The sequence below is a fragment of the Pseudomonas allii genome (assembly GCF_055380095.1).
In genome coordinates, this window is sequence record NZ_AP039450.1 from 3,659,975 (window position 1) to 3,679,595 (window position 19,621).

The 19,621-nt window shown below is 61.3% G+C and carries 9 protein-coding genes; 3 read left to right on the plus strand and 6 right to left on the minus strand.

All coding sequences use genetic code 11. The features are described from left to right. The first annotated feature begins 55 nt into the window (after positions 1-55). On the plus strand, positions 56-4,048 hold the full coding sequence (locus tag ACZ445_RS16395; RefSeq protein ID WP_464707279.1) for a dermonecrotic toxin domain-containing protein: 3,993 nt from the start codon (positions 56-58) through the stop codon (positions 4,046-4,048). 252 nt (positions 4,049-4,300) lie between these two features. Further along, positions 4,301-9,277 carry a dermonecrotic toxin domain-containing protein gene (locus tag ACZ445_RS16400; protein ID WP_464707280.1) on the plus strand — a complete coding sequence of 1,659 codons (4,977 nt, stop codon included), beginning with the start codon at positions 4,301-4,303 and terminating at the stop codon, positions 9,275-9,277. A gap of 47 nt (positions 9,278-9,324) precedes the next feature. On the opposite strand, the gene ACZ445_RS16405 is transcribed toward ACZ445_RS16400, so the two are convergent. Then, entirely contained in the window at positions 9,325-11,700 is a 2,376-nt protein-coding gene (locus ACZ445_RS16405) for an efflux RND transporter permease subunit (RefSeq protein WP_058424127.1), read from the minus strand. A gap of 30 nt (positions 11,701-11,730) precedes the next feature. Then, positions 11,731-12,771 carry a WD40/YVTN/BNR-like repeat-containing protein gene (locus ACZ445_RS16410; protein WP_464708624.1) on the minus strand — a complete coding sequence of 347 codons (1,041 nt, stop codon included), beginning with the start codon at positions 12,769-12,771 and terminating at the stop codon, positions 11,731-11,733. A 307-nt stretch (positions 12,772-13,078) separates the two neighbouring features. Between ACZ445_RS16410 and ACZ445_RS16415 the strand changes: the two genes are divergently transcribed. Next, positions 13,079-14,194, plus strand: a complete 1,116-nt coding sequence (locus tag ACZ445_RS16415; protein WP_058424129.1) for a Gfo/Idh/MocA family protein — start codon at positions 13,079-13,081, stop codon at positions 14,192-14,194. A 70-nt stretch (positions 14,195-14,264) separates the two neighbouring features. Here the strand turns inward: ACZ445_RS16415 and ACZ445_RS16420 are convergent, their stop codons facing one another. Genes ACZ445_RS16420 through ACZ445_RS16435 form a run of 4 tightly spaced genes read right to left on the minus strand, consistent with a single transcriptional unit; the run spans position 14,265 to position 19,532 of the window. Beyond that, positions 14,265-15,968, minus strand: a complete 1,704-nt coding sequence (locus ACZ445_RS16420; RefSeq protein ID WP_464707281.1) for an AMP-binding protein — start codon at positions 15,966-15,968, stop codon at positions 14,265-14,267. A 31-nt stretch (positions 15,969-15,999) separates the two neighbouring features. Continuing rightward, positions 16,000-17,298: an acetyl-CoA C-acetyltransferase gene (locus ACZ445_RS16425; protein ID WP_310862966.1), complete on the minus strand. Its 1,299-nt coding sequence runs from the start codon at positions 17,296-17,298 to the stop codon at positions 16,000-16,002. Beyond that, complete coding sequence (locus ACZ445_RS16430; RefSeq protein ID WP_464707282.1) at positions 17,295-18,185, minus strand: MaoC/PaaZ C-terminal domain-containing protein; 891 nt, start codon at positions 18,183-18,185, stop codon at positions 17,295-17,297. The genes ACZ445_RS16425 and ACZ445_RS16430 overlap by 4 nt, the downstream gene beginning before the upstream one ends. Positions 18,186-18,188: 3 nt before the next feature. Then, positions 18,189-19,532 (minus strand): 3-oxoacyl-ACP reductase, encoded by a 1,344-nt coding sequence (locus tag ACZ445_RS16435; RefSeq protein WP_179029368.1) that lies wholly within the window; start codon positions 19,530-19,532, stop codon positions 18,189-18,191. Positions 19,533-19,621: the final 89 nt, after the last annotated feature.

The following is a 19,621-nucleotide window of genomic DNA, read 5'->3' on the forward strand; positions in this document are numbered from 1 at the left end:
CCTGAACCAGCAACTGGACGATCTCGCCGCCCTCCAACTCCCGGCCCGCACGACCGTGCAGGCGCTGGAAGAGCTGTTTGCGGTAACCACCGATCCCGCGCAGTGGCTGGCCCAATCCAGCGCCACGCCGCTGGCAACCCTGGCGTCCATCCAGGCGGCCCTGCCAGCCCCTCTGCAAGACGCCAGCGCGGCCAACCGGATGGCCTACCGCCAAAACCTGCTGGAACACGCCAACATCAAGCGCCAGGTCCTCGGCGACTCAGACTTCGATAGCCTGGAAACGCTGCACAGCTATGCCACCGCGCATTTGAACCAACAGCTGTGCATGGACCGCGCCGTTGCCCAGGGCGGACAGCGTGCCTGCACCCTTGAGGCGTTGTCCGCCGGCTACCAGGCCGACGATCTGGAACTGACCTTTCATGTGCCGGTGGGCATCATCGAAGGAGGCTACATTGAACCGGCCGTCCTGAGCCTGGTCGACCTGGCGCTGAAAAACCTGTCCGGCCGCCCCAAAGGCCGTATGACCTTGCGCGACCGCACTGGCCGTAAGATCGAAGCGTGGTTAACGCCCGACTACCTCCTTCAACTGGTCCAGCGTGTTGATATCGGCAAAAACTACCCCGCTTACCTGCGCCGAGAGTTGATGGGTAATACCCAAGCCGCGCGTAAACGCCAGCAACTGTTCGAGCAATTACGGCCCATTCACCTGAAGACCCAGGCGCTGGAGAGCTTGATCAATGGCCAGGCAGGACTGACGCAGCGTGGCTTTCGCTGCGTCAATGCACTGGTCAACCCTGACCCGCTGGAACGTCGGGTGGATGGCGATGAGATTGTCATCCGCCCATTGGGCTTTGTGCGCAAGCCCGGCGCCACAGCCGATGTCGTGCGCAACATGTTCATCATTGAACCCCGCGACACCCAATCGGGACCTCACCTGCTGTATCGTCCGGCCTATCCCGACGCATTGTTGGAATACGCCAACCGCGCCCAGTTGCTGGCGGCCATCGTGCAACCCGGTGCCCTGCAGGACAGCGTGCTGACCTGGATGACGGACAATGCCAGAGCCATCTACAGCCACGGTGGTTTTACCCAGCCTCACTATGTACGCGTAGGTATCGGTTCGGAGTTCGACAGCCTGCCCAGCGTGCCCAAGCCCGCAGAACTCACCCGCGCCGACGATGAAAGCAACGACGAAGTGCTTCAGGCGCTCCACAATGGCAGCCTCATGGAATACCTGTTCGGCAGTGAAACCCGACAACTGTTGGATCAGGCTGAGCAAGCCTCCACATCCAACAGCGAAAGCCGCTGGGCGCTGATCCTTGAAGGCCTGCAACTGGGGTTCAACACACTATTGCTGGTCGTGCGGGGTCCCTTGGCGGCAATAGGCTGGCTGATGCAGGCCACACAAAGCCTGGTGAAGGACCTACCCGCATTGGAAAGTGACGACCCGACCGCCAGGGAGCTGGCGTGGGTGGATCTGCTGCTCAATGTCGGCATGCTGCTGTTGCATCACGGATCGCTCAGCGCCCCCCGCGAAGCGCCTTTGCGCGATGAACGAGCCACGACTCTCGCGCCGTTCCAACGACGCTTGCCTGGCCAATCAATCGGTCGATCGGCTGTGGTTGCACGGGGGGCTGTCGGGCTGCCTGCCGAACCGCCCGGTGGTGGCCGCACTTTGTTGGACTTTGACCGCTCATTGGCGGGCGACGGCGCATCGGCCGGGCTGCTGCAGAAGTTGCGGGCCGTTAATGTGCCCTGGCCTACCCCCCTTCCCGAGCCGGTGTCCCTTGGGGTGTATCGCGGCTTGTACTCGATCAACGGCCAATGGCATGCCTCGGTGGGCGGCCTGCTATTCAGGGTCAGCATCGTGCCGGGTTTTGGCGAGGTCTTCATTATTCATCCTCTGAAGCCGGAACACCCGGGCATCCAGCTGAAAACCGACGGCCGCGGCCATTGGACGCTGGACCGGGGGCTCAAGCTGCTGGGGGGTGGACGCAAGCGAGTGCAAGAGCTGCGCAATGAAAAGCAGCTTGAGAATGAAAGGTTGCAGGCGCGCACGCTCCAACTCGTTCAGGAAGCGCAGTTCCTCACGGCACCGATCGATCAAGCAGGCGCCCAGTTGCCACCCGCCCTCAAAAGCCTGGAGAAACAACTCACGACCCTGCGAATCATTCAGGATCTGCTGCTTAAAGCTTCCGATACGCAACGCCCCGGCCTGGAAGTACGCCAACAGACTGAAGTCTTGGAATACAAGCGCCTGCGCACTCAGTTTCAAATACTGCTTGAGCACCTCGAAACTCAACTGTCCCAAGCCTTGCCCGTGCGCTTGGAGCTAGCCACCTTGACCCGCCAACTGGAGGCCGCCACGATTGCTGACCTGCCCCTGATCAATCCATCAACCATCCTGAAAGAGATCTGGAATCAACAGTTGTTTCTCCACAAGATGCAATTGGAAGCGTTGGGTTTCCATACCGCTACCGAAGCAGGCGAACCACTGGAGGCATGGAACAACCGGATGCAGCCGCGAATCGTGGCGGGAGACTTGACCCTCGTCGACGAAAACATCCGGATGGTCACGGGTTACATCGATTACCTCGAACACATGGCCGTGCATGCCGCCACAATGGAAGCCACCCTCCAGCACCTTGGGCAAGAGTCGGGGGCCGCACGTGCAGTACGCCAAGAACTGCTGGCAAGCATTCCAGTGGTTGAATTGTTTTTCTCCGACAACCTGAAGCTAAGTGCGTTGGAACTGCTGACCGGCCTGAGCCAGTTACGCCTCAAGATGCATTCACAACTTTCTGCGTTGCAGTGGTATTACAACGCCCGTTATCAAGTGTCCGGGCTGGACATAGGCCTGAAATCCCACCTCGAGGTACGTAGCAGCACCGAGTACCCATTGGACGAGCAACGCAATGTCTACGAGACCGTCCTCGACAAATACCAGCATGCCGAATTCGCCCTCCAAGCCCTCAAGAGGCTCAAATCCGACGCTTTAGGCCCGGAAGCCGAGCGTGTGCTCAAAGGCCTTGAATACGCCAAGGCGTTGGCGCAAAACGAACTGGAATCGGTGGTTAGAGAGCAGGAAGACCTCAAGGTCGAACTGCCGTTATCCAAAACCCTGCGCGCCAAGCCTGCGGCAAAGCGCGTGTTCAAGACCCGCAAAAAGGAATACCTGATCGGCGAACTCAAGCCCGCCGACGCGCAAAACGCCCAGGAACACATCACCATCACCGACACGTTGCTGGGTAAAACCCTGGCTTCGTATAACAAACACACGGACGGTTGGGCCCCTGTCGACGAGAAAGCTACCCCCGCGCCGGCCCCACAGGCTCGCTCACTCGCGGCGCTCAAAAGTGAAGCCCAGGCCTTGATTGAACAGCGCCAAGACCTGGAACAACTGGTCGCGATGGACCAGGTGAAGCTGGACTCCCCCCTCACCCGCCAGGACGCCAACCCCGGCGAATGGGATAAGTTGCTCAACACACAAGCCGACAAACTGACGGAGCTCGCCAACGAAATAAACCGCGACCATTTCAACGCGCCTACCGCCCAGAATCTGATCGATGAATGCCTGGCACAGGCCAAGGACATCAGTCGCTGGGCACAACGTATCTGCAGCGATGCCTACAAACGCCAGTGGCCGACAATGGAAAGCGTCGCTTACCTCTGGGACCACCAGCAGATCGATATCAACCTCACCAGCCAGGCCGATCCGCAACGCCCGACCCTCAGTGGCGACTTCTTCACCGAATACGCGGTGTACGACAAGGCACAAAAGCCATCGGTGGTGTTGTGGTACGCGCACTTCCACTACGCAACCGCTGACACTGCGCCAGCGAATTACACCCGGGCGCATCTGAAGTTGCCAGAGCAACGCAAACTCACCCAGAAGGATTTGCTCAAGGCCCATGTGCAGGATTACCTGAGCCGTGTGAAGGACCCCGACAACGCACCGGTGACCAAAATTGTCTATGTGCGGATCACCCCGCCACTGGACAACCTGTTCCTGAAGATAGCGCCCAAGCCCAAAGGGAATCAGGAATGAGCGCGGCCGATTAGGCAGATGACGAGGCGATAGCGTGGTCGCTCGCGGGTACGGCTGCCGAACGGACGGTCGCCTGCCCGTTGGCGCTGTCTGTTCATACACAGAAACACACGCACAAGCGTGGCTTGGAAAGGGCTGGCTAGCGTGTCGACGGTGCTTCGACACAGTTCAAAACGCTTTTCCAAAACCCTCGTTGCATCCAGCTTGTACCTTCCCTGGCGTTCATCAACCCGAAGCCAAGGAAGTGCCTCTATGTCATTGGTACAAACCGCCTATCACCCCTCCCTCCCCCAATTGGCGACCGCGCTGCCGGCCGTCGATAGCCGAGCCTCCGTCACACAACCTGCGCCCCTGGTGCCGTCGACCGCAGCAGCGCAACCCAGACGTGCCCGCCCGCCCATCCCAAGCCTGGGGTCGAGGGCCATCGCTCAGCTCACCTCAGGCACGCCGGCAACCCTTGACTCACCCGCCCAGGTGGTGGCTGACCAATTCGCTACACGGCCAACGGTACGTTCGGTGGTGGCCGCCCTGCTGAATGAAGCGATCAGGCATCGATACCCCACGCTCGATTTCGACAGTGCCACGACCTCGGTGGCAATTGCGACACAATCCAACCCGCTGCAGTACCAACTCAGGCCACTGGTGGACCTGGCGCTTGAACATCTGGCATCCGGCACCGAACTGGACTTCAGCGACCGTTTTGGGGAGCCGTGCAAGTGGGTGAACGCCACTACTGGCAGCACGCTGAGTTTCGTCGACAGCACAGGTAATCGTGCAACGCCCCTGGGTACGCAAACCGTCGAGTTGGCCATCGGCAGCCTGAAATCCAGCCTGAAGGACGCCTACGCGCAGGCACTGAGCCAATATTGGGGCCAGGGAGCAGAAACGTCCGCCAGCCGCTGGCGATGGCTCAGCGACACCCTCTGCGACACCCTGCGCATCGCGGGCCTCAAGCAGCCGGGCCTGGATGAGCGCCAGCGTACAACCCTGGATCAGGTCACACGCTACCCCGAAGCCAGTGAACGAACCCGTGTCCACGGCGCGAACGCCGCCAAGGTGTTCACCCTCGACTCCACCATGAAACACGCCCAGACCAGCGCCAGCGTGCTGAGCCCGGACCTGTTGATCACCCACGAGGTCGACGGCCATACCGTCGTGCTACTGGTGACGAGCGCGGGCGTTGTCACACCCTATGATTCCCTGGAGCAGTTTGCCCTGGCCTGGGAACGTCAGCTCAGCACGCAGTTCCAATTCGATCACTTGAGCTGGACGCGCATGGAGCCCGACGGCAATATTTTCGATACCCAGGCTGCCATTCTCCTGGACCGTCAGTTGCAGAACCTCAACGCAATCAAGCTGCCGGCCCAGGGCAGTGCGACCGATCTTGAACAATTGTTTTCCCAAGCCACCGATACTGCCGCGTGGTTCAGCACAACCTCGCCGCTGCCGCCCGAGCGGCTGGAGCAGTTCAAGCGCAACCTGCCCCAGTGGCTGACAAAGGCCCGTGAATTCGAGCGCTTTGCCTACCAACGCCATATCCTGGATCTGGCCAGCAGCGTACGACGCAACCAGGGGCGCAACTTCCTCACCGACATTCCGGACCTGCGCACCTACGCCGAACAACAGCTCGACGCAGAATTGGCGCCCAAGGGCTACACCGCCAAGGACCTGGAAATCACCTTCAAAGTCCCCGTGGGCAACATGGGCAGCGGCTATATCGAACCGATCAGGATGAGCCTGGTGGACATGGCGCTGGAGAATCTTTCAGGCCTGCCCAAGGGGGCCATGGATATTCGCTTGCGCGGGCAGCCGGTGAGCGATCCCCAGATGGCGCAAGCGCTCAAGGACCTGATCAGCAAGGTCGACATCGGCCGGCACTATCCTGCCCTGCTCAACCAGCAACTGCTCAGTGACACTGACCAGGCCCGGGAGCGTGCCGCGCTGTTCTGCGAGCAAGTACCGATCCAGCTGGTCATGCAGGCACTGGAACTCAAGCTCAAGGGGCGCGCGGGGATCAGCGCGAAAGGTTACCAGTTTGTCGAAGCCATCGCCCAGCCGGGCGTCAGTGCGCGCCGGGTCGACGGCCAGGAAATCACCGTGCGTCCCCTGGCGTTCCTGCGCAAGCCGGGAGCCACGCCGGATGTGGCCGCCAACCTGTTCCTGATCGAGCCCGTGGACCCCACGAATGGCCCGCACATCCTGTACGGCCCGCAACTTTCCCCAAGCGTGCAAGAGTTTCCCAGCCGGGATGCGCTGCTGGCCGCGATCCAGAAGCCCGGCACACTGCAACAGAGCATCCTGGCCTGGCTGCCGGACGAAAAGACCCGTGCGGTCTACGGTAACGGCGGGTTCAAGACGCCCAATATCGCGCGTTACGGCGTGTTCAATGAATTCGACGCCCCCAGCCAACCCGCGCCCACCACCTTGGCAATCGACGGTTATCCGGCGGCACAGCAACTGCGCCGCGATGTGCAGAACGGCGACCTGATGAACCATCTGTTCAATGCCAACGCTCGCAGCCTGGTCACGCTGGCCGATAGCCAATCCACCTCCGACGCCCAGAGTCGTTGGGCGTCCTACAAAGAGCTGGGTTGGCTGCTGTTCAATACGCTATTGCCCGTTTTACGCGGCCCGGGCGCGATGGTCGGTTGGCTGCTGCAATTGGCCAGCATCGAGAACGACATCAAGGAAGCCAGTGAGTCAAATACCCGTGACCCGGCGGCCATCATGGTCGACCTGCTGGTCAACGTCGGCACTTTGTTGAGCCACACCGCCGCCAGGCCCAAGCCTGCACGCCCCGTAGGCGACGTGCCCTTTGCGCAACGCAAGGACGTCAAGATTGCGCTACGTCGCACCGGCGCCGTCAGCCCTCCCTCGCAAATATTGGTCGAAGAGAATGACCCGGTGTCCGCCCGCGGATTCATCGACAGTCGGCGGGCATTCGACTTTGCCTTTTCCAGCCCGCGAGACCTGAGCCCTGCCCAATGGGCGCACGTGCAGACATTCAGCGTGCCTGCCCCTGCCGAGCCAGGCGCACCGATCGCTGAAGGGGGCCTCAAAGGCCTGTACCGCATTGATGACAACCTGCATGCCCACATCGGTAACCAATGGTTTCGCGTGGCGCGGGACCTGGACGGGGTGTTCGTGATTGATCAGCACGACAAGGCGCGCACGGGGCCACCCTTGAAGCGGGATACTACTGGCCGCTGGGATTTCGACCTCGGCCCCAAGCTCCGGGGTGGTATGCCCAAAGGTGCGATCGCACGTGCAATGGATGAAAACCGCAGGGCTACGGAGCAGAAAAGTGCCGAGTTCAAGCGCCAGGCTGTCAAGGTGGGCGAGACCACGACAACCTATCTCAGCGCAGTGAACAAGCTCAGCGAGGACCTGGTGGGGTATGAAGACGCCAGAAAGAGACTCAAACAGATATGGAAGCTCACCCAAACAGAAGGATCAAACGGACGTTTTGACGCTCAGTATGCGGAACAACTGCGTGCTACTGAGGCACTCAAAAACAAGGTCGACCACCATCTCACCCAGATAGAACCCGCCCTTGCTGAACTCCTGATGCATGGCAAAAATGCCATCAACGTCATCCGGCCCAAAAAAATCGCTGGCATCGATGACCTCACGGAATACAAGAAGCGACGTTCGGACCTGTATAAGGGCATGTTCAGAGCGCTGAACAACTCGATTATCGTCTACCGACGATTGCTCGCAGAGAGCACGGCACACACCCCCAAAGGCGAACCCATGAGCGAGCTCGTTCGAGAGATTTGTTCGGGTTCCGAAGCGGCGTACCAAAAAGTCATCGAAGGGACGAAAGCGGTTTATCAGAACCGTGAAAACCTGTGGCAGGCCGAGCAAGCCCTCGCGACGCTAGAGGAAGAGTGGCGCAGCGACTCGTCCTTCGCAGCCAAGCAAGTCGAACAGTACCTTGGAAGTACGCATCGCCAGCACCCAAGCCTGGAGGTGTTCGAGGAAAAGTTAACAGCCTTGAGGAGCCTCAAGCTACTCAGCGTCAATCGGTTTGCCAAAATAGAGCCAGGCGCGCGGTTTTATGCAAATCGCTTCCACAAAACGTCGCTGGACGCAGTGAATCGGGCGTTTATGGACCTGCGCGAATATAACGGCTACACACTTGATGAACGCAAAGCGTTATTGCAAACCATCATCGACACCTACAAACAGACCTTGCGTGACAGCATCGCCCTATCTGAAACAAGCCCTGACCAGTGCCGCCCCGAGTACCAGAATGTGTTCCACCAGCGTCTGAACGAGTTCATCGCCGCTGCCGAAAGTGATCTGACCGACGTCATCCGGGAAGAACTGCAACTGACACCCACCCAACCCACGTACAAGAATCGCACGCCCAAAGCGAAGAACCAGCGGGTATTCAACACCCGTGACAAACAGACGTTGACAGGCACCTTGCGTGAACCCAGCACCGCGCCGTTCAACATCATTGATGTGAAAGACCCACAAACGGGCGAAACCTTGGCCAGTTACAGCGAACATCTCACCGAACGGGCATGGGTTGAGATGGTGGAAGGGCCGCCGTCCGCCTCCCAGCGCCCTCGTCCGCCAAAATCACTGGCGACCTACAAAAAGGAAGCCGGCGCAGTGATGGCAGAAGCCGCGAAGAACGAGGCTTCGATAAACTTTCAGAAAAGGAAACTCGAAAAACCCGAGACTCGAGATACCGTTACTCCATTGGACTGGCACGGTATGCTGCAACCTCAGGCCGACACGTTGCGAGAACTGGCGCGCCAAGCTGAGACTCACCAGGGAACACGGCCGGAAACTGCTGAGGTTGTGGCCCGTTGGAGAAACGAGGCGGATGAGCTGCAGCGCAAAGCACGGCAATATGCGGCGGATGGCTATTTCGAGGTGAAGCCCACACCGGAGAATGTCGACTTCCTCTGGCGGTACGGCTTTGTCGATATCAATCTGGTGCGTCGCGACATACCCACCGCAAGCGGTGACGTTTTTACCGAGTACGCGGTCAGGAAAAAAGGCACTCTTGAGGTGCTGTGGTATGCGCACTTCCACTACCCACAACCCGAAACGCCGCGTGATGCTTACACGGCAGCTCACCTGAAGATACCGGCCCAGCGCTACCTGACCCAAAAAGACCTGGTCAACCAGCCGGGTCCTGCCGGAGCGGTGGATCTTGTCCGTGCGCAGATTGGCAAGCCGCTGGATGAGAAACTGTTCCTGAAACTGTAACCCGCAAAAAAGCCGCACCCTGTGCGGCTTTTTCAGGACGCGTCGACTCAGTGCGCAAACAACGAGTTGCCCTTCTGCCCCGCCAACTTCTCCGGCTTGATCAGGAACCGCGCCAGCGCCGGCAGCAGCCATAACGCACCGAACATGTTCCACAACAGCATGAAGGTCAGCATCAGGCCCATGTCGGCCTGGAACTTGATGGCCGAGAAGATCCAGGTGCACACGCCGATCGCCAGACACAGGCCGGTGAATAGCACGGCTTTACCGGTGGACTTGAGGGTCTGGTAATAGGCTTCTTGCAACGGCAAACCGGCACGCAAGAAGCTCTCCAGGCGGCTGTAGATGTAGATGCCGTAGTCCACGCCAATCCCCACGCCAAGGGCCACCACCGGCAAGGTCGCGACCTTGACGCCAATGCCCATGAACGCCATCAGCGCGTTGCCCAGCACCGAGGTCAGCACCAGCGGCAGCACGATGCACAGGGTCGCGGCCCAGGAGCGGAAAGTGATCATGCACATGGTCGCCACGCACAGGTACACCAGGATCAGGATGGTCAGTTCCGACTCCTTGATCACTTCGTTGGTGGCCGCTTCGATCCCGGCATTACCGGCGGCGAGGATGAATTCCAGGCCGTCCTTGTTGTTCTCCTTGGCAAAGTCCTGAACCGCATGCACCGCACGGTCGAGGGTTTCGGCCTTGTGGTCGTTGAGGAACACCAGCACCGGCGCCAGCGAGCAGTTGTTGTTGTACAGGCCATCGGCACGGGCGATGGAGTTGTTCAGCACGTCCGGGTTGCGCGACAGGGTTTCCCATTTCAGGTTGCCCTCGTTCATGCCCTTGATCATCTGCTTGGACACGGTCACCAGCGAAATCGCCGACTGCACGCCCTCGGTGTTCTGCATCTTCCACATCAACTGGTCGATAGGCGCCATGGCCTCATAACGCGAGCAACCTTCGGCCTTGGTCTTGACCATCACCACCAACACGTCGGAACTGGTGGAGTAGTTGCTGATGATGAAGTTGTTGTCCTTGTTGTAGCGCGAGTCCGGGCGCAGCTCCGGCGCACCCTGGTCAAGGTCGCCGATCTTCAGGTTCTGGCTGTACCAGAGGCCGCCACCAAAGGCGACAAGCGCCAGGGCGATGGAGATCGGCGCAACTTTCGGGTTGGCAAAATTCGACAGCAGGCGCCAGAACGAATGTTCGCGATTCGCGTCTTTCTTGCTCTTGGCGATGGCACGCTTGCTGATGCCGACATAGGAGATCGCCACCGGCAGCAGGATCAGGTTGGTGAACACGATCACCGCCACGCCGATGGACGCGCCAATCGCCAGTTCGCGGATCACACCGATGTCGATGATCAAAAGCGTGATGAAGCCAACCGCGTCGGCCAGGATTGCGATCATCCCCGGCAGGAACAGTTGCCGGAAGGTGCGCCGGGCGGCGGTCAGCGCGTTGTCCGCCTCGCTGGACTGCAGCGCGATGCCGTTGATCTTCTGTACGCCGTGGGAGATCCCGATGGCGAAGATCAGGAACGGCACCAGCATCGAATATGGATCAAGGCCGAACCCGAAGAAGTGCATCAACCCCAGTTGCCAGATCACCGCCACCAGCGTGGTGCTCAACACGGCGACAGTGCTGCGCAGGCAGTTGGTGAACCACAGCAGCAGGATCAGGGTGATAACGAACGCGATGCCGAAGAACATCACCACCATGACCAGGCCGTCGATCAGGTCACCGACCTTCTTGGCGAAGCCGACGATGTGGATCTTGACGTTGGGGTTCTGGGCTTCGAACTTGTCGCGGATCTTGTCTTCCAGTTCGTGGGAGAACTTGCGGTAGTCCAGGGCCAGCAACTTGCCCTGGTCCTGCGGGTCCGGGTAGGACTCCAACAGCGGAATGTCGACGATGCTCGACTTGAAATCGTTGGCCACCAGGCGCCCGACCTGACCGGACTTCAGCACGTTGTTGCGCAGTTGATCGAGACTTTCCGGCGAGCCGTTGTAGCTCTGCGGGATCACTTCACCGCCGGCAAAACCCTCTTCGGTCACTTCGGTCCAGCGTACGCTGGGGCTCCACAGCGACTTGAGCCCCGAACGGTCGACGCCGGAGATGTAGAACACCTCGTCGTTGATCTGCCGCAGGGTCTCCATGTACTCCCTGGTAAAAATGTCACCGTCCTTGGCCTCCACCGAGATGCGCACCGTATTGCCCAGGTTGGCCAGGTCGTTGCGGTGTTCCATCATCTTTTCAATGAAGGGGTGCTTGAGGGGGATCATCTTCTCGAAGCTGGTGGACGGGCGAATCAACGTCGCCTGCCAGAACAGGAAAATACTCACCAGCAGGCAGATGACGATCACTGCCGGGCGATTGTTGAAGATCAGGCGCTCAAGAAAGGTCGCTTTATCGTTGTGATGACTGCTCATAGTTCCCCGCCTTCTTCTTATTTTGGCTCTTTATTTCAGGAGCAGTTCGGCGCCAGTCGGCGTGGCAACGCGCACACCACCCTGCCCGGCCAGAATCAAGTTGCCGTTGCCGGCCGCCGTGACGGACGACAGCGAAATGCGGTCCGGACGGTTGAACACACTGAAGGTCAGGCCATCGTCATGGCTGACCACCACGCTGCCACCGTTGCCCACCACGACGATGGCACCGTCATCCAGCAAGGTCGCGCCCGATAAACCAAACTCCAGCGCTCCCCGCGCCGCGTTCAATTCGACCGGCTCCCAGGTGCTGCCGAAATCCGTGGAGCGGTACAGGTTGCCGCGCAAGCCATAGGCCAGCAGCGTCTGCGCTTGGGCAGTGCCGATCACGCCGAACAACGAGCCCTCGTAGGGGCCTTCGAGTTTTTCCCAGGTCTGGCCGTCATCGCTGGAGCGGAACATGCTGCCCTGCTCGCCGACGATGAACAGGCCGGCATCCTTGATGTGCGCGATGGCGTTGAGGTGATACTGGTCTTCATTGTCGAGGCGGTCGCTGACGTCATTCCAGGTCTTGCCACCGTCGGTGGTTTCAATCAACGCACCGTAGGCGCCCACGGCCAGGCCGTGGTTCGCGTCGTTGAACCACACATCGAGTAGAGGGGCTTCGCGCTTGAGGTCCTGGTACTGCTGGGTCCAGGTGGCGCCGCCGTCGCTGCTGGCCAGGATCTGCGCATCGTGGCCGACCGCCCAGCCTTGCTTGTCATCGACAAAAAACACCGCCGTGAGCAGTTGCCGGGTGGGGACTTTGGCTTGGGTCCAGGTGCTGCCCTGGTCGTCGGAATAGAGGATGTGCCCGCGATCACCGACCGCCACCAGGCGCTTGCCCGCGTGGACCACGTCGATCATCAGGCCTTTGGCGGCCTTGGGGGATTCAATCGCAAACACCGGCGTTGCGGCGGTATCGCTGGCGGCCAGTACCGGCGTGGACAACGCACCACCGACCAGCAACGAGAGCGCTGTGGCCAGCATCGCAACCCTGCGTGCGGCGCGTGGGCGGCAGACAACCCAACCCATGACAGGCTCACTCATAGACCTTTCTCCCATTTATTATTGTTATCGCTTGCCTTCCGGGGCCTTGAAACCTGCAATCTAGAGCGCCTGGAGGAAGCAGGGGCCATCCTATCGGGCTTTCGAATCGTCTGACAATCGGCGCTACGTTATCTTTTGTTAACTGAAGGCATTTGGCCCCATGGTGAATGTAGCTGCATTCGCCGGGGTGATTGCCATCGTGCAAATGAATTTTTATTCCATCTATTGAATTTAAGGAATTTTTATTCCATTAATAGTCTTCCTGAAAATAATAATCCAAAGGACCACGGCGATGCATGAACTCGGAATCGGCTTGATCGGCACAGGCTTCATGGGCCGCGCCCATGCATTGGCATTCAATAACGCCCGTGCGGTATTCGAACTGCCAGTACCCCTCAAGCTGGCCGCCCTGGCTGATGCCGACAGCGAACGCGCCCAGCGCTGCGCCACCGCCTGGGGATTTGCCCAGGCCCATGGCGACTGGCAGGCGCTGATCAACGACCCGAGCGTCGACGTGGTGGCCATCACCACCCCCAACCATTTGCACTACCCCATGGCCATGGCCGCGATTGCTGCGGGCAAGGCGGTGTACTGCGAAAAACCCCTGGCCGTGAGCCTGGAACAGGCCGACGCCATGCGCCGCGCCGCCAGTGCCGCCGGGGTGGTGACGCGGGTGGGCTACAACTACCAGCACAACCCGATGATCACGCTGGCGCGGCAGATGATTGCCAGCGGCGACCTCGGCGAAATCATCAGCTTCCAGGGCGAGTTCAGCGAGGACTTCATGGCCAACCCTGCCTCCCCGTGGTCATGGCGCTGTGAGGTCGAACATGCGGGGGGCGCCCTGGCGGACCTGGGCAGCCATTTGTTGTCGATGGCCCGCTATCTGGTGGGGGATGTAACGAGCGTGTGCGCCGACACCCAGACCGTCCACGGCCGGCGCCCTGCCATCAACGGCAGCCCCGAGCTGAAATCCATCGCCGTGGATGACCAGGTGCATGCCCTGCTGCGTTTCGCCAATGGCGCCCGTGGCACCGTCAGCAGCAGTTGGCTCAAGCACGGCTACAAGAACCACCTGAGTTTCGAGATCAGCGGCACGAAAGGCACCCTGGCCTTCGATCAGGAACGCTTGAATGAATTGCGTGTGTGCCGCGCAGGCCAGGACGGCTTCCAGCGTTTGCTCGCCGGCCCTGCCCTACCGGGTTATGCGGCGTTCAGCCCGGCGGCGGGGCATCAGTTGGGGTACAACGAGCTGAAGACGCTGGAGGTGCAGGAGTTGATGCTGGCGCTGGCCGGTCAAGGTACAGATGGCACCGACTTTGAGGCAGCATGGGAAGTGGAGCGGTTGGCGACGGCGATTCGTGTGGCGGCCAGAGAAGAACGCTGGGTACACGTCGAAGAAGTTTAACAGCCCCGAACCTTGTGGTGAGCGAGCTTGCCTCGCGCGGGGCAAGCCCGCTCACTACAAAAAGCAAAGTCTAGCGCAGTGCCCGGCGCAGAACTTTACCGACGGTGGTCTTGGGCAGCTCAGTAGTACGGAACTCCACGAACTTCGGCACCTTGTACCCCGTCAGGTACTCCCGGCAATGCGCCAGAATCTGCTCCTGCGTGAGGTTCGGGTCCTTGCGCACCACGATGATCTTCACCTTCTCCCCGGTCACGCCATCTTCCACCCCAATCGCCGCCACTTCGCCCACGCCTGGGTGCAGCGCCACCACATCCTCGATTTCATTGGGGTATACGTTGAAACCCGAGACCAGGATCATGTCCTTCTTGCGGTCCACCAGGCGGATATAGCCGCGCTCGTCCATCACGCCGATATCGCCGGTCGACAACCACCCCTCGGCATCCAGCACCTCGGCGGTCGCCTCAGGGCGCTTCCAATACCCCTGCATCACCTGCGGCCCGCGCACTTGCAGTTCGCCCTGCTCGCCGATGTCGGCCAGCTCGCCGTCTTCGCGCATGAAGCGCACCCAGGTCGACGGCAACGGCACGCCGATGCTGCCGGTGAACTCCATCTCACGCATCCGTGCAATGTTGATCGGGCTGATGCTCACCACCGGTGAACATTCGGTCAGGCCGTAGCCCTCGATGATCGGTAGCCCGGTGACTTCCTTCCAACGCTTGGCCACCGCCGTGTGGGTGGCCATGCCGCCGGCGATCACCATGCGCAGGTCGGAAAAGTCCCGCGCACAGAACTCCTTGTTCTCCAGCAAGCCGTTGAACAAGGTGTTCACCCCGGCAATGCCGTTGAAACGCTCCTTGCGCAGGATCATCTGCACCCGTTTCACGTCCCGCGGGTTGGCGATCAGGATGTTGCGCCCGCCCAGGCACATGAACATCAGGCAATTTACCGTCAGGGAAAAGATGTGGTACAGCGGCAACAAGGTGACGTTGGTTTCCTGCTTGTCCTGGTCCAGTTGGTCCCCCACCCACGCCTTGGCCTGCAGCAGGTTGGCGATGATATTGCGGTGGCTGAGCATCACACCCTTGGCGTCGCCGGTGGTGCCGCCGGTGTATTGCAGAAACGCCAGGTCGTCCAGATGCATCCCCACTGGAAAATGGTTGATTGCCCGCCCCTGTTTCAGCACTTGGTTGAAGCGCACCGAACCGCGCAGGTTGAACGCCGGCACCTGTTTTTGCACACGGCGCAGGATGAAGTTCATCGCCGCGCCCTTGAAGGTGCCGAGCAGGTCACCGATGGCGGCGATCACCACGCGCTTGACGCTGCTGCCGGTGATGACTTTTTCCAGGGTGTGGGCGAAGTTCTCGAAGATCACCACGGTTTCTGCGTCGCTGTCCTTGAGCAGATGCTTGAGTTCATGGGCGGTGTACAGCGGGTTGACGTTGACCACCACCGCGCCGGCCAGGATCGTGCCCAACAGGCAGATCGGGTACTGCAAGCAGTTGGGCATCATCAGCGCCACGCGGTCGCCCTGTTTGACCCCCTGCCCCTGCAGCCAGGCGGCAAAAGAGTAGCCTTGCACCTGCCAGTCGGCATAGGTCATTTCGGTGCCGATGCTGACGTACGCGACCCGCTCGCGAAACTTATCCAGGTGCTCCAGGAACACCTCGCGCAACGACGGATAGTCCTCGATACCGGCATCGATATCCGCCGGGACGCCAGGCAGGTAAGCGTTCAACCAGACCCGTTCGGTGTGTTCCAGGCTTACAGCGTTCATGGCAGTCTCCTTGTTGTTGTTTTTGATAGAGCTACTTTTCGACGATGGCGGTAATGCCCAGCCCGCCCGCCGCGCAGATGGAAATCAGGCCGCGCCCACCCCCGTTCTCGTGAATGAGCTTGGCCAGCGCCGCCAGTTGGCGGCCACCGGTGGCCGCAAACGGGTGGCCGCAACCGAGTGAGCCACCGTTGACGTTCATTTTTGCGCGGTCAATGGCCCCCAGCGGTGCCTCCAGGCCTAGGCGCTCGCGGCAATAATCGGCGTCTTCCCAGGCCTTGAGCGTGCACAGCACCTGGGCGGCAAAGGCTTCGTGGATCTCGAAGAAATCAAAGTCGTTGAAGCTCAAACCTTCACGCTGGAGCATGCGCGGCACTGCGTAGGCCGGGGCCATCAACAGGCCTTCGGTGCCGTCGACGAAGTTCACCGCGGCGGTTTCGCCGGTACGCAGGTAGGCCAGCACCGGCCAGCCGTGTTCGGCGGCCCACGCCTCGCTGGCCAACAACACCACCGAAGCGCCATCGGTCAGCGGCGTGGAATTGCCCGCCGTGAGCGTGCCGTCCTGGCGGTCGTAGGCCGGGGCCAGGCCGGCGAGTTTCTCCAGGCTGGCGTCGGCGCGCAGGTTGTTGTCCTTTGCCAGCCCGCGATGGGGGCTGATCAGATCGTCGAAGAAGCCGCGCTTGTAGGCCGCTTCCAGGCGCTGATGGCTGGTGAGGGTCAACTCATCCTGGGCCAGTCGCTTGATCTGCCAGCGCTTGGCCATTGCTTCGCAGTGCTCGCCCATGGACAAGCCGGTGCGTGGCTCGCCATTGCGCGGCAGCAATGGTTTGAAGAACATCGACGGCCGAACCTTGAGCAACGTCTTGAACTTGGCGCCCATGCCCTTGGCGCGGTTGGCAGCGAGCAAGGTGTGGCGCAGGGATTCGTTGATGCCGATCGGTGCGTCGGAGGTGGTGTCGGAACCGCCGGCAATGCCCACCTCGATCTGGCCCAGGGCGATTTTGTTCGCCACCAGCAAGGCCGCTTCCAGGCCGGTGCCGCAGGCTTGCTGCACGTCGTAGGCCGGCGTGTCCGGCGACAAGGTGGTGGAGAGCAGCGACTCGCGCGCCAGGTTGAAATCCCGCGAGTGTTTGATCACCGCCCCGGCGGCAAACTCACCGAGGCGCTGGCCGTGCAGATTGTAACGGTCGACCAGGCCCTGCAAGGCAGCCACCAGCAGGTCCTGGTTGCTGTCGTGGGCGTACACCGTGTTGGAGCGGGCAAACGGGATGCGGTTGCCGCCAATAATCGCCACGCGGCGGGTCGGCGGCGGGTTGAAGCTGTAGTCGCTCATCGAACGCTCTCATTCCAAATGAATAGGCCGCGCATATGGGGTTTGTCGCCGGCGAAGTTGCGCACTTCGAATTCACGGCGCGGGCCGGTCACGGGGTGGTTCCACAGCGCTACCTGGCCGGGCAGGAAGATCGGCAGCTTGAAGTCGCAATGGGCCTCGGCCTGGTCCAGCCCGCCGGGCGGTTGCTGTGCGGCGAGCGCTCGGCCAAGGGTCCACATGCCATGGGCGATAGCACGGCGAAAGCCGAAGAGCTTCGCGCCGATCAGCGAGGTGTGAATCGGGTTGAAATCCCCCGACACCTTGGCAAAACGCCGGCCCAGGTCGGCGGGTAACACCCAGCGCTGGGTGCGCAACAAACCCTCATCCTGCAATGGCAACACATCGTCCCATGGCTGGCCGACCGGGTCCTTGACGTCCCGGCGCAGGTACAGGCTGTCGCTCTCCCAGACCAGGGCGTCGGCGCCGTAGGCACGGGTGGCGATGCTCAGCGCCTGGCCTTTGGGATGGGCGACCCAGCGCTCGGCATACACCTCCAGGCGCAACGCCTGGCCTGGGTGCAGGCGCTGGTGCTGGCGAATGCGATTGGCCAGGTGCACCATGCCGCTGGCCGGGTACGGGAAGCTTGGGCGCGTCAGCAGCATCAGGTGCAGCGGGAACGCCAGCACATGGGGATAGGACAACGGCACACCCTGCTCGCGGCGAAAACCGCAGGCGCGGCCATAGGCCTCAATGCCGGCGCCGGACAACTCTGCGGCCGCACGCACCAGACGCTCTTTGGGCAGCAGCCGCGCACCGTCCAGCTTGGGTTTGCGCAAGGCGCGCACGCCATCCAGCAGCAAGCGCGTGCGCGATGGCGGCGGGTCGATAATCTGCGTCACGTAGTCCATGGCTCAGGCCCCCAGCAGGCTTTGCCCGCACACGCGTACGACTTGGCCGTTGACCCCGCCGGACGCCGGGTGTGCCAGCCAGGCAATGGTCTCGGCCACGTCAATCGGCTGCCCGCCCTGGGACATCGAGTTCATGCGCCGCCCCGCTTCGCGGATCATCAGCGGGATTTTCGCGGTCATCTGGGTCTCGATAAACCCGGGCGCCACCGCATTCACGGTGACCTGCTGCGCCGCTGCATGGAGTGCCAGCCCTTGCACCAGGCCAATCACACCGGCCTTGGAGGTGGCGTAATTGCTCTGGCCGAGGTTGCCGGCGATGCCGGAGATCGACGACACGCACACGATGCGCCCACCGGGATTGAGCCCCTGATTGCCGAGCAACGCCTGGCTGAGTTGCAACGGTGCCTCAAGGTTGACCGCCAGCACGCTGCGCCACGCGGCTTCGGGCATCTTGGCGATGGTTTTGTCACGGGTGATCCCGGCGTTGTGCACCACCAGATCAAACGCGCCGTATTGGCTGGTGTGGGCCTGCAACAAGGCGGCAGCGTCCGGGGCAGTGATGTCCAGCGGCAACGCGGAACCGCCAACGCTGGTGGCGGCTTGCTGCAAGGCGTCTTGCGCCTGGGGCACGTCCACGCACACCACATGCGCCCCATCTCGGGCTAGCACCTGGGCAATCGCCAGGCCGATGCCACGGGAGGCGCCGGTGACCAGGGCGCGGCGGCCGGCGAAGGGTTTGTCCCAGTTGACGTTGACGTGGCCGTCTACCGGTTGTTCCAGGCGCACCACTTGCCCGGACACATAGGCCGAGCGGCGCGACAGGAAGAAGCGCAAGCTGCTGTCCAGTGCTTCTTCGGCACCCGGCGCGACGTAGATCAATTGCACGGTGATCGCCCGGCGCAACTCTTTGGCCAGCGAGCGCACCAGCCCTTCAAGGGCGCGTTGGGCGATGGCCTGGGGCAAGTCCTGGCAATGTTCCGGCGCAGTGCCGAGCACCACCACACGGCCATGGTGGCCGATGCGTTTGGCGTTGGCGTGGAAGAATTCATACAGCTCGTCCAGCTGTTGCAGGTCGGCCACGGTGGTGGCGTCAAACACTGCGCCCTGCACCTTGACCGTGGACGGCGCCTTGGGCGTGGCCGGGGTGGCGATCACTGTGTCGGTGGCCTCGAACACACGCTGCACTTCAGCGGCCAGGCGCCCTGCCCCGGCGACGATCACCGGGTTGACCAGGCCGTGCTGGCCGCTGCGGTGGCGTTGCAGCGGCAGCGGTTGCGGTAAACCCACGGCCTGGGCCAGGCGACGGCCCCAGGGGGAATTGACGAACGAAAGGTAGCTGTCACTCATAGATAGATCCACTCACCACACATACTTGCCGTGTAAACCCGGTCTGTGTGGGAGGAGCTTGCCCCCTCCCACATTGATTGGGTTTTTTC

What these genes read in the sequence shown, in the direction of transcription:
- ACZ445_RS16400 (WP_464707280.1), top strand. Translation starts at nt 4,301, where the DNA reads ATGTCATTGGTACAAACCGCCTATCACCCCTCCCTCCCCCAATTGGCG.
- ACZ445_RS16405 (WP_058424127.1), bottom strand. Translation starts at nt 11,700, where the DNA reads ATGAGCAGTCATCACAACGATAAAGCGACCTTTCTTGAGCGCCTGATC.
- ACZ445_RS16410 (WP_464708624.1), bottom strand. Translation starts at nt 12,771, where the DNA reads ATGGGTTGGGTTGTCTGCCGCCCACGCGCCGCACGCAGGGTTGCGATG.
- ACZ445_RS16415 (WP_058424129.1), top strand. Translation starts at nt 13,079, where the DNA reads ATGCATGAACTCGGAATCGGCTTGATCGGCACAGGCTTCATGGGCCGC.
- ACZ445_RS16420 (WP_464707281.1), bottom strand. Translation starts at nt 15,968, where the DNA reads ATGAACGCTGTAAGCCTGGAACACACCGAACGGGTCTGGTTGAACGCT.
- ACZ445_RS16425 (WP_310862966.1), bottom strand. Translation starts at nt 17,298, where the DNA reads ATGAGCGACTACAGCTTCAACCCGCCGCCGACCCGCCGCGTGGCGATT.
- ACZ445_RS16430 (WP_464707282.1), bottom strand. Translation starts at nt 18,185, where the DNA reads ATGGACTACGTGACGCAGATTATCGACCCGCCGCCATCGCGCACGCGC.
- ACZ445_RS16435 (WP_179029368.1), bottom strand. Translation starts at nt 19,532, where the DNA reads ATGAGTGACAGCTACCTTTCGTTCGTCAATTCCCCCTGGGGCCGTCGC.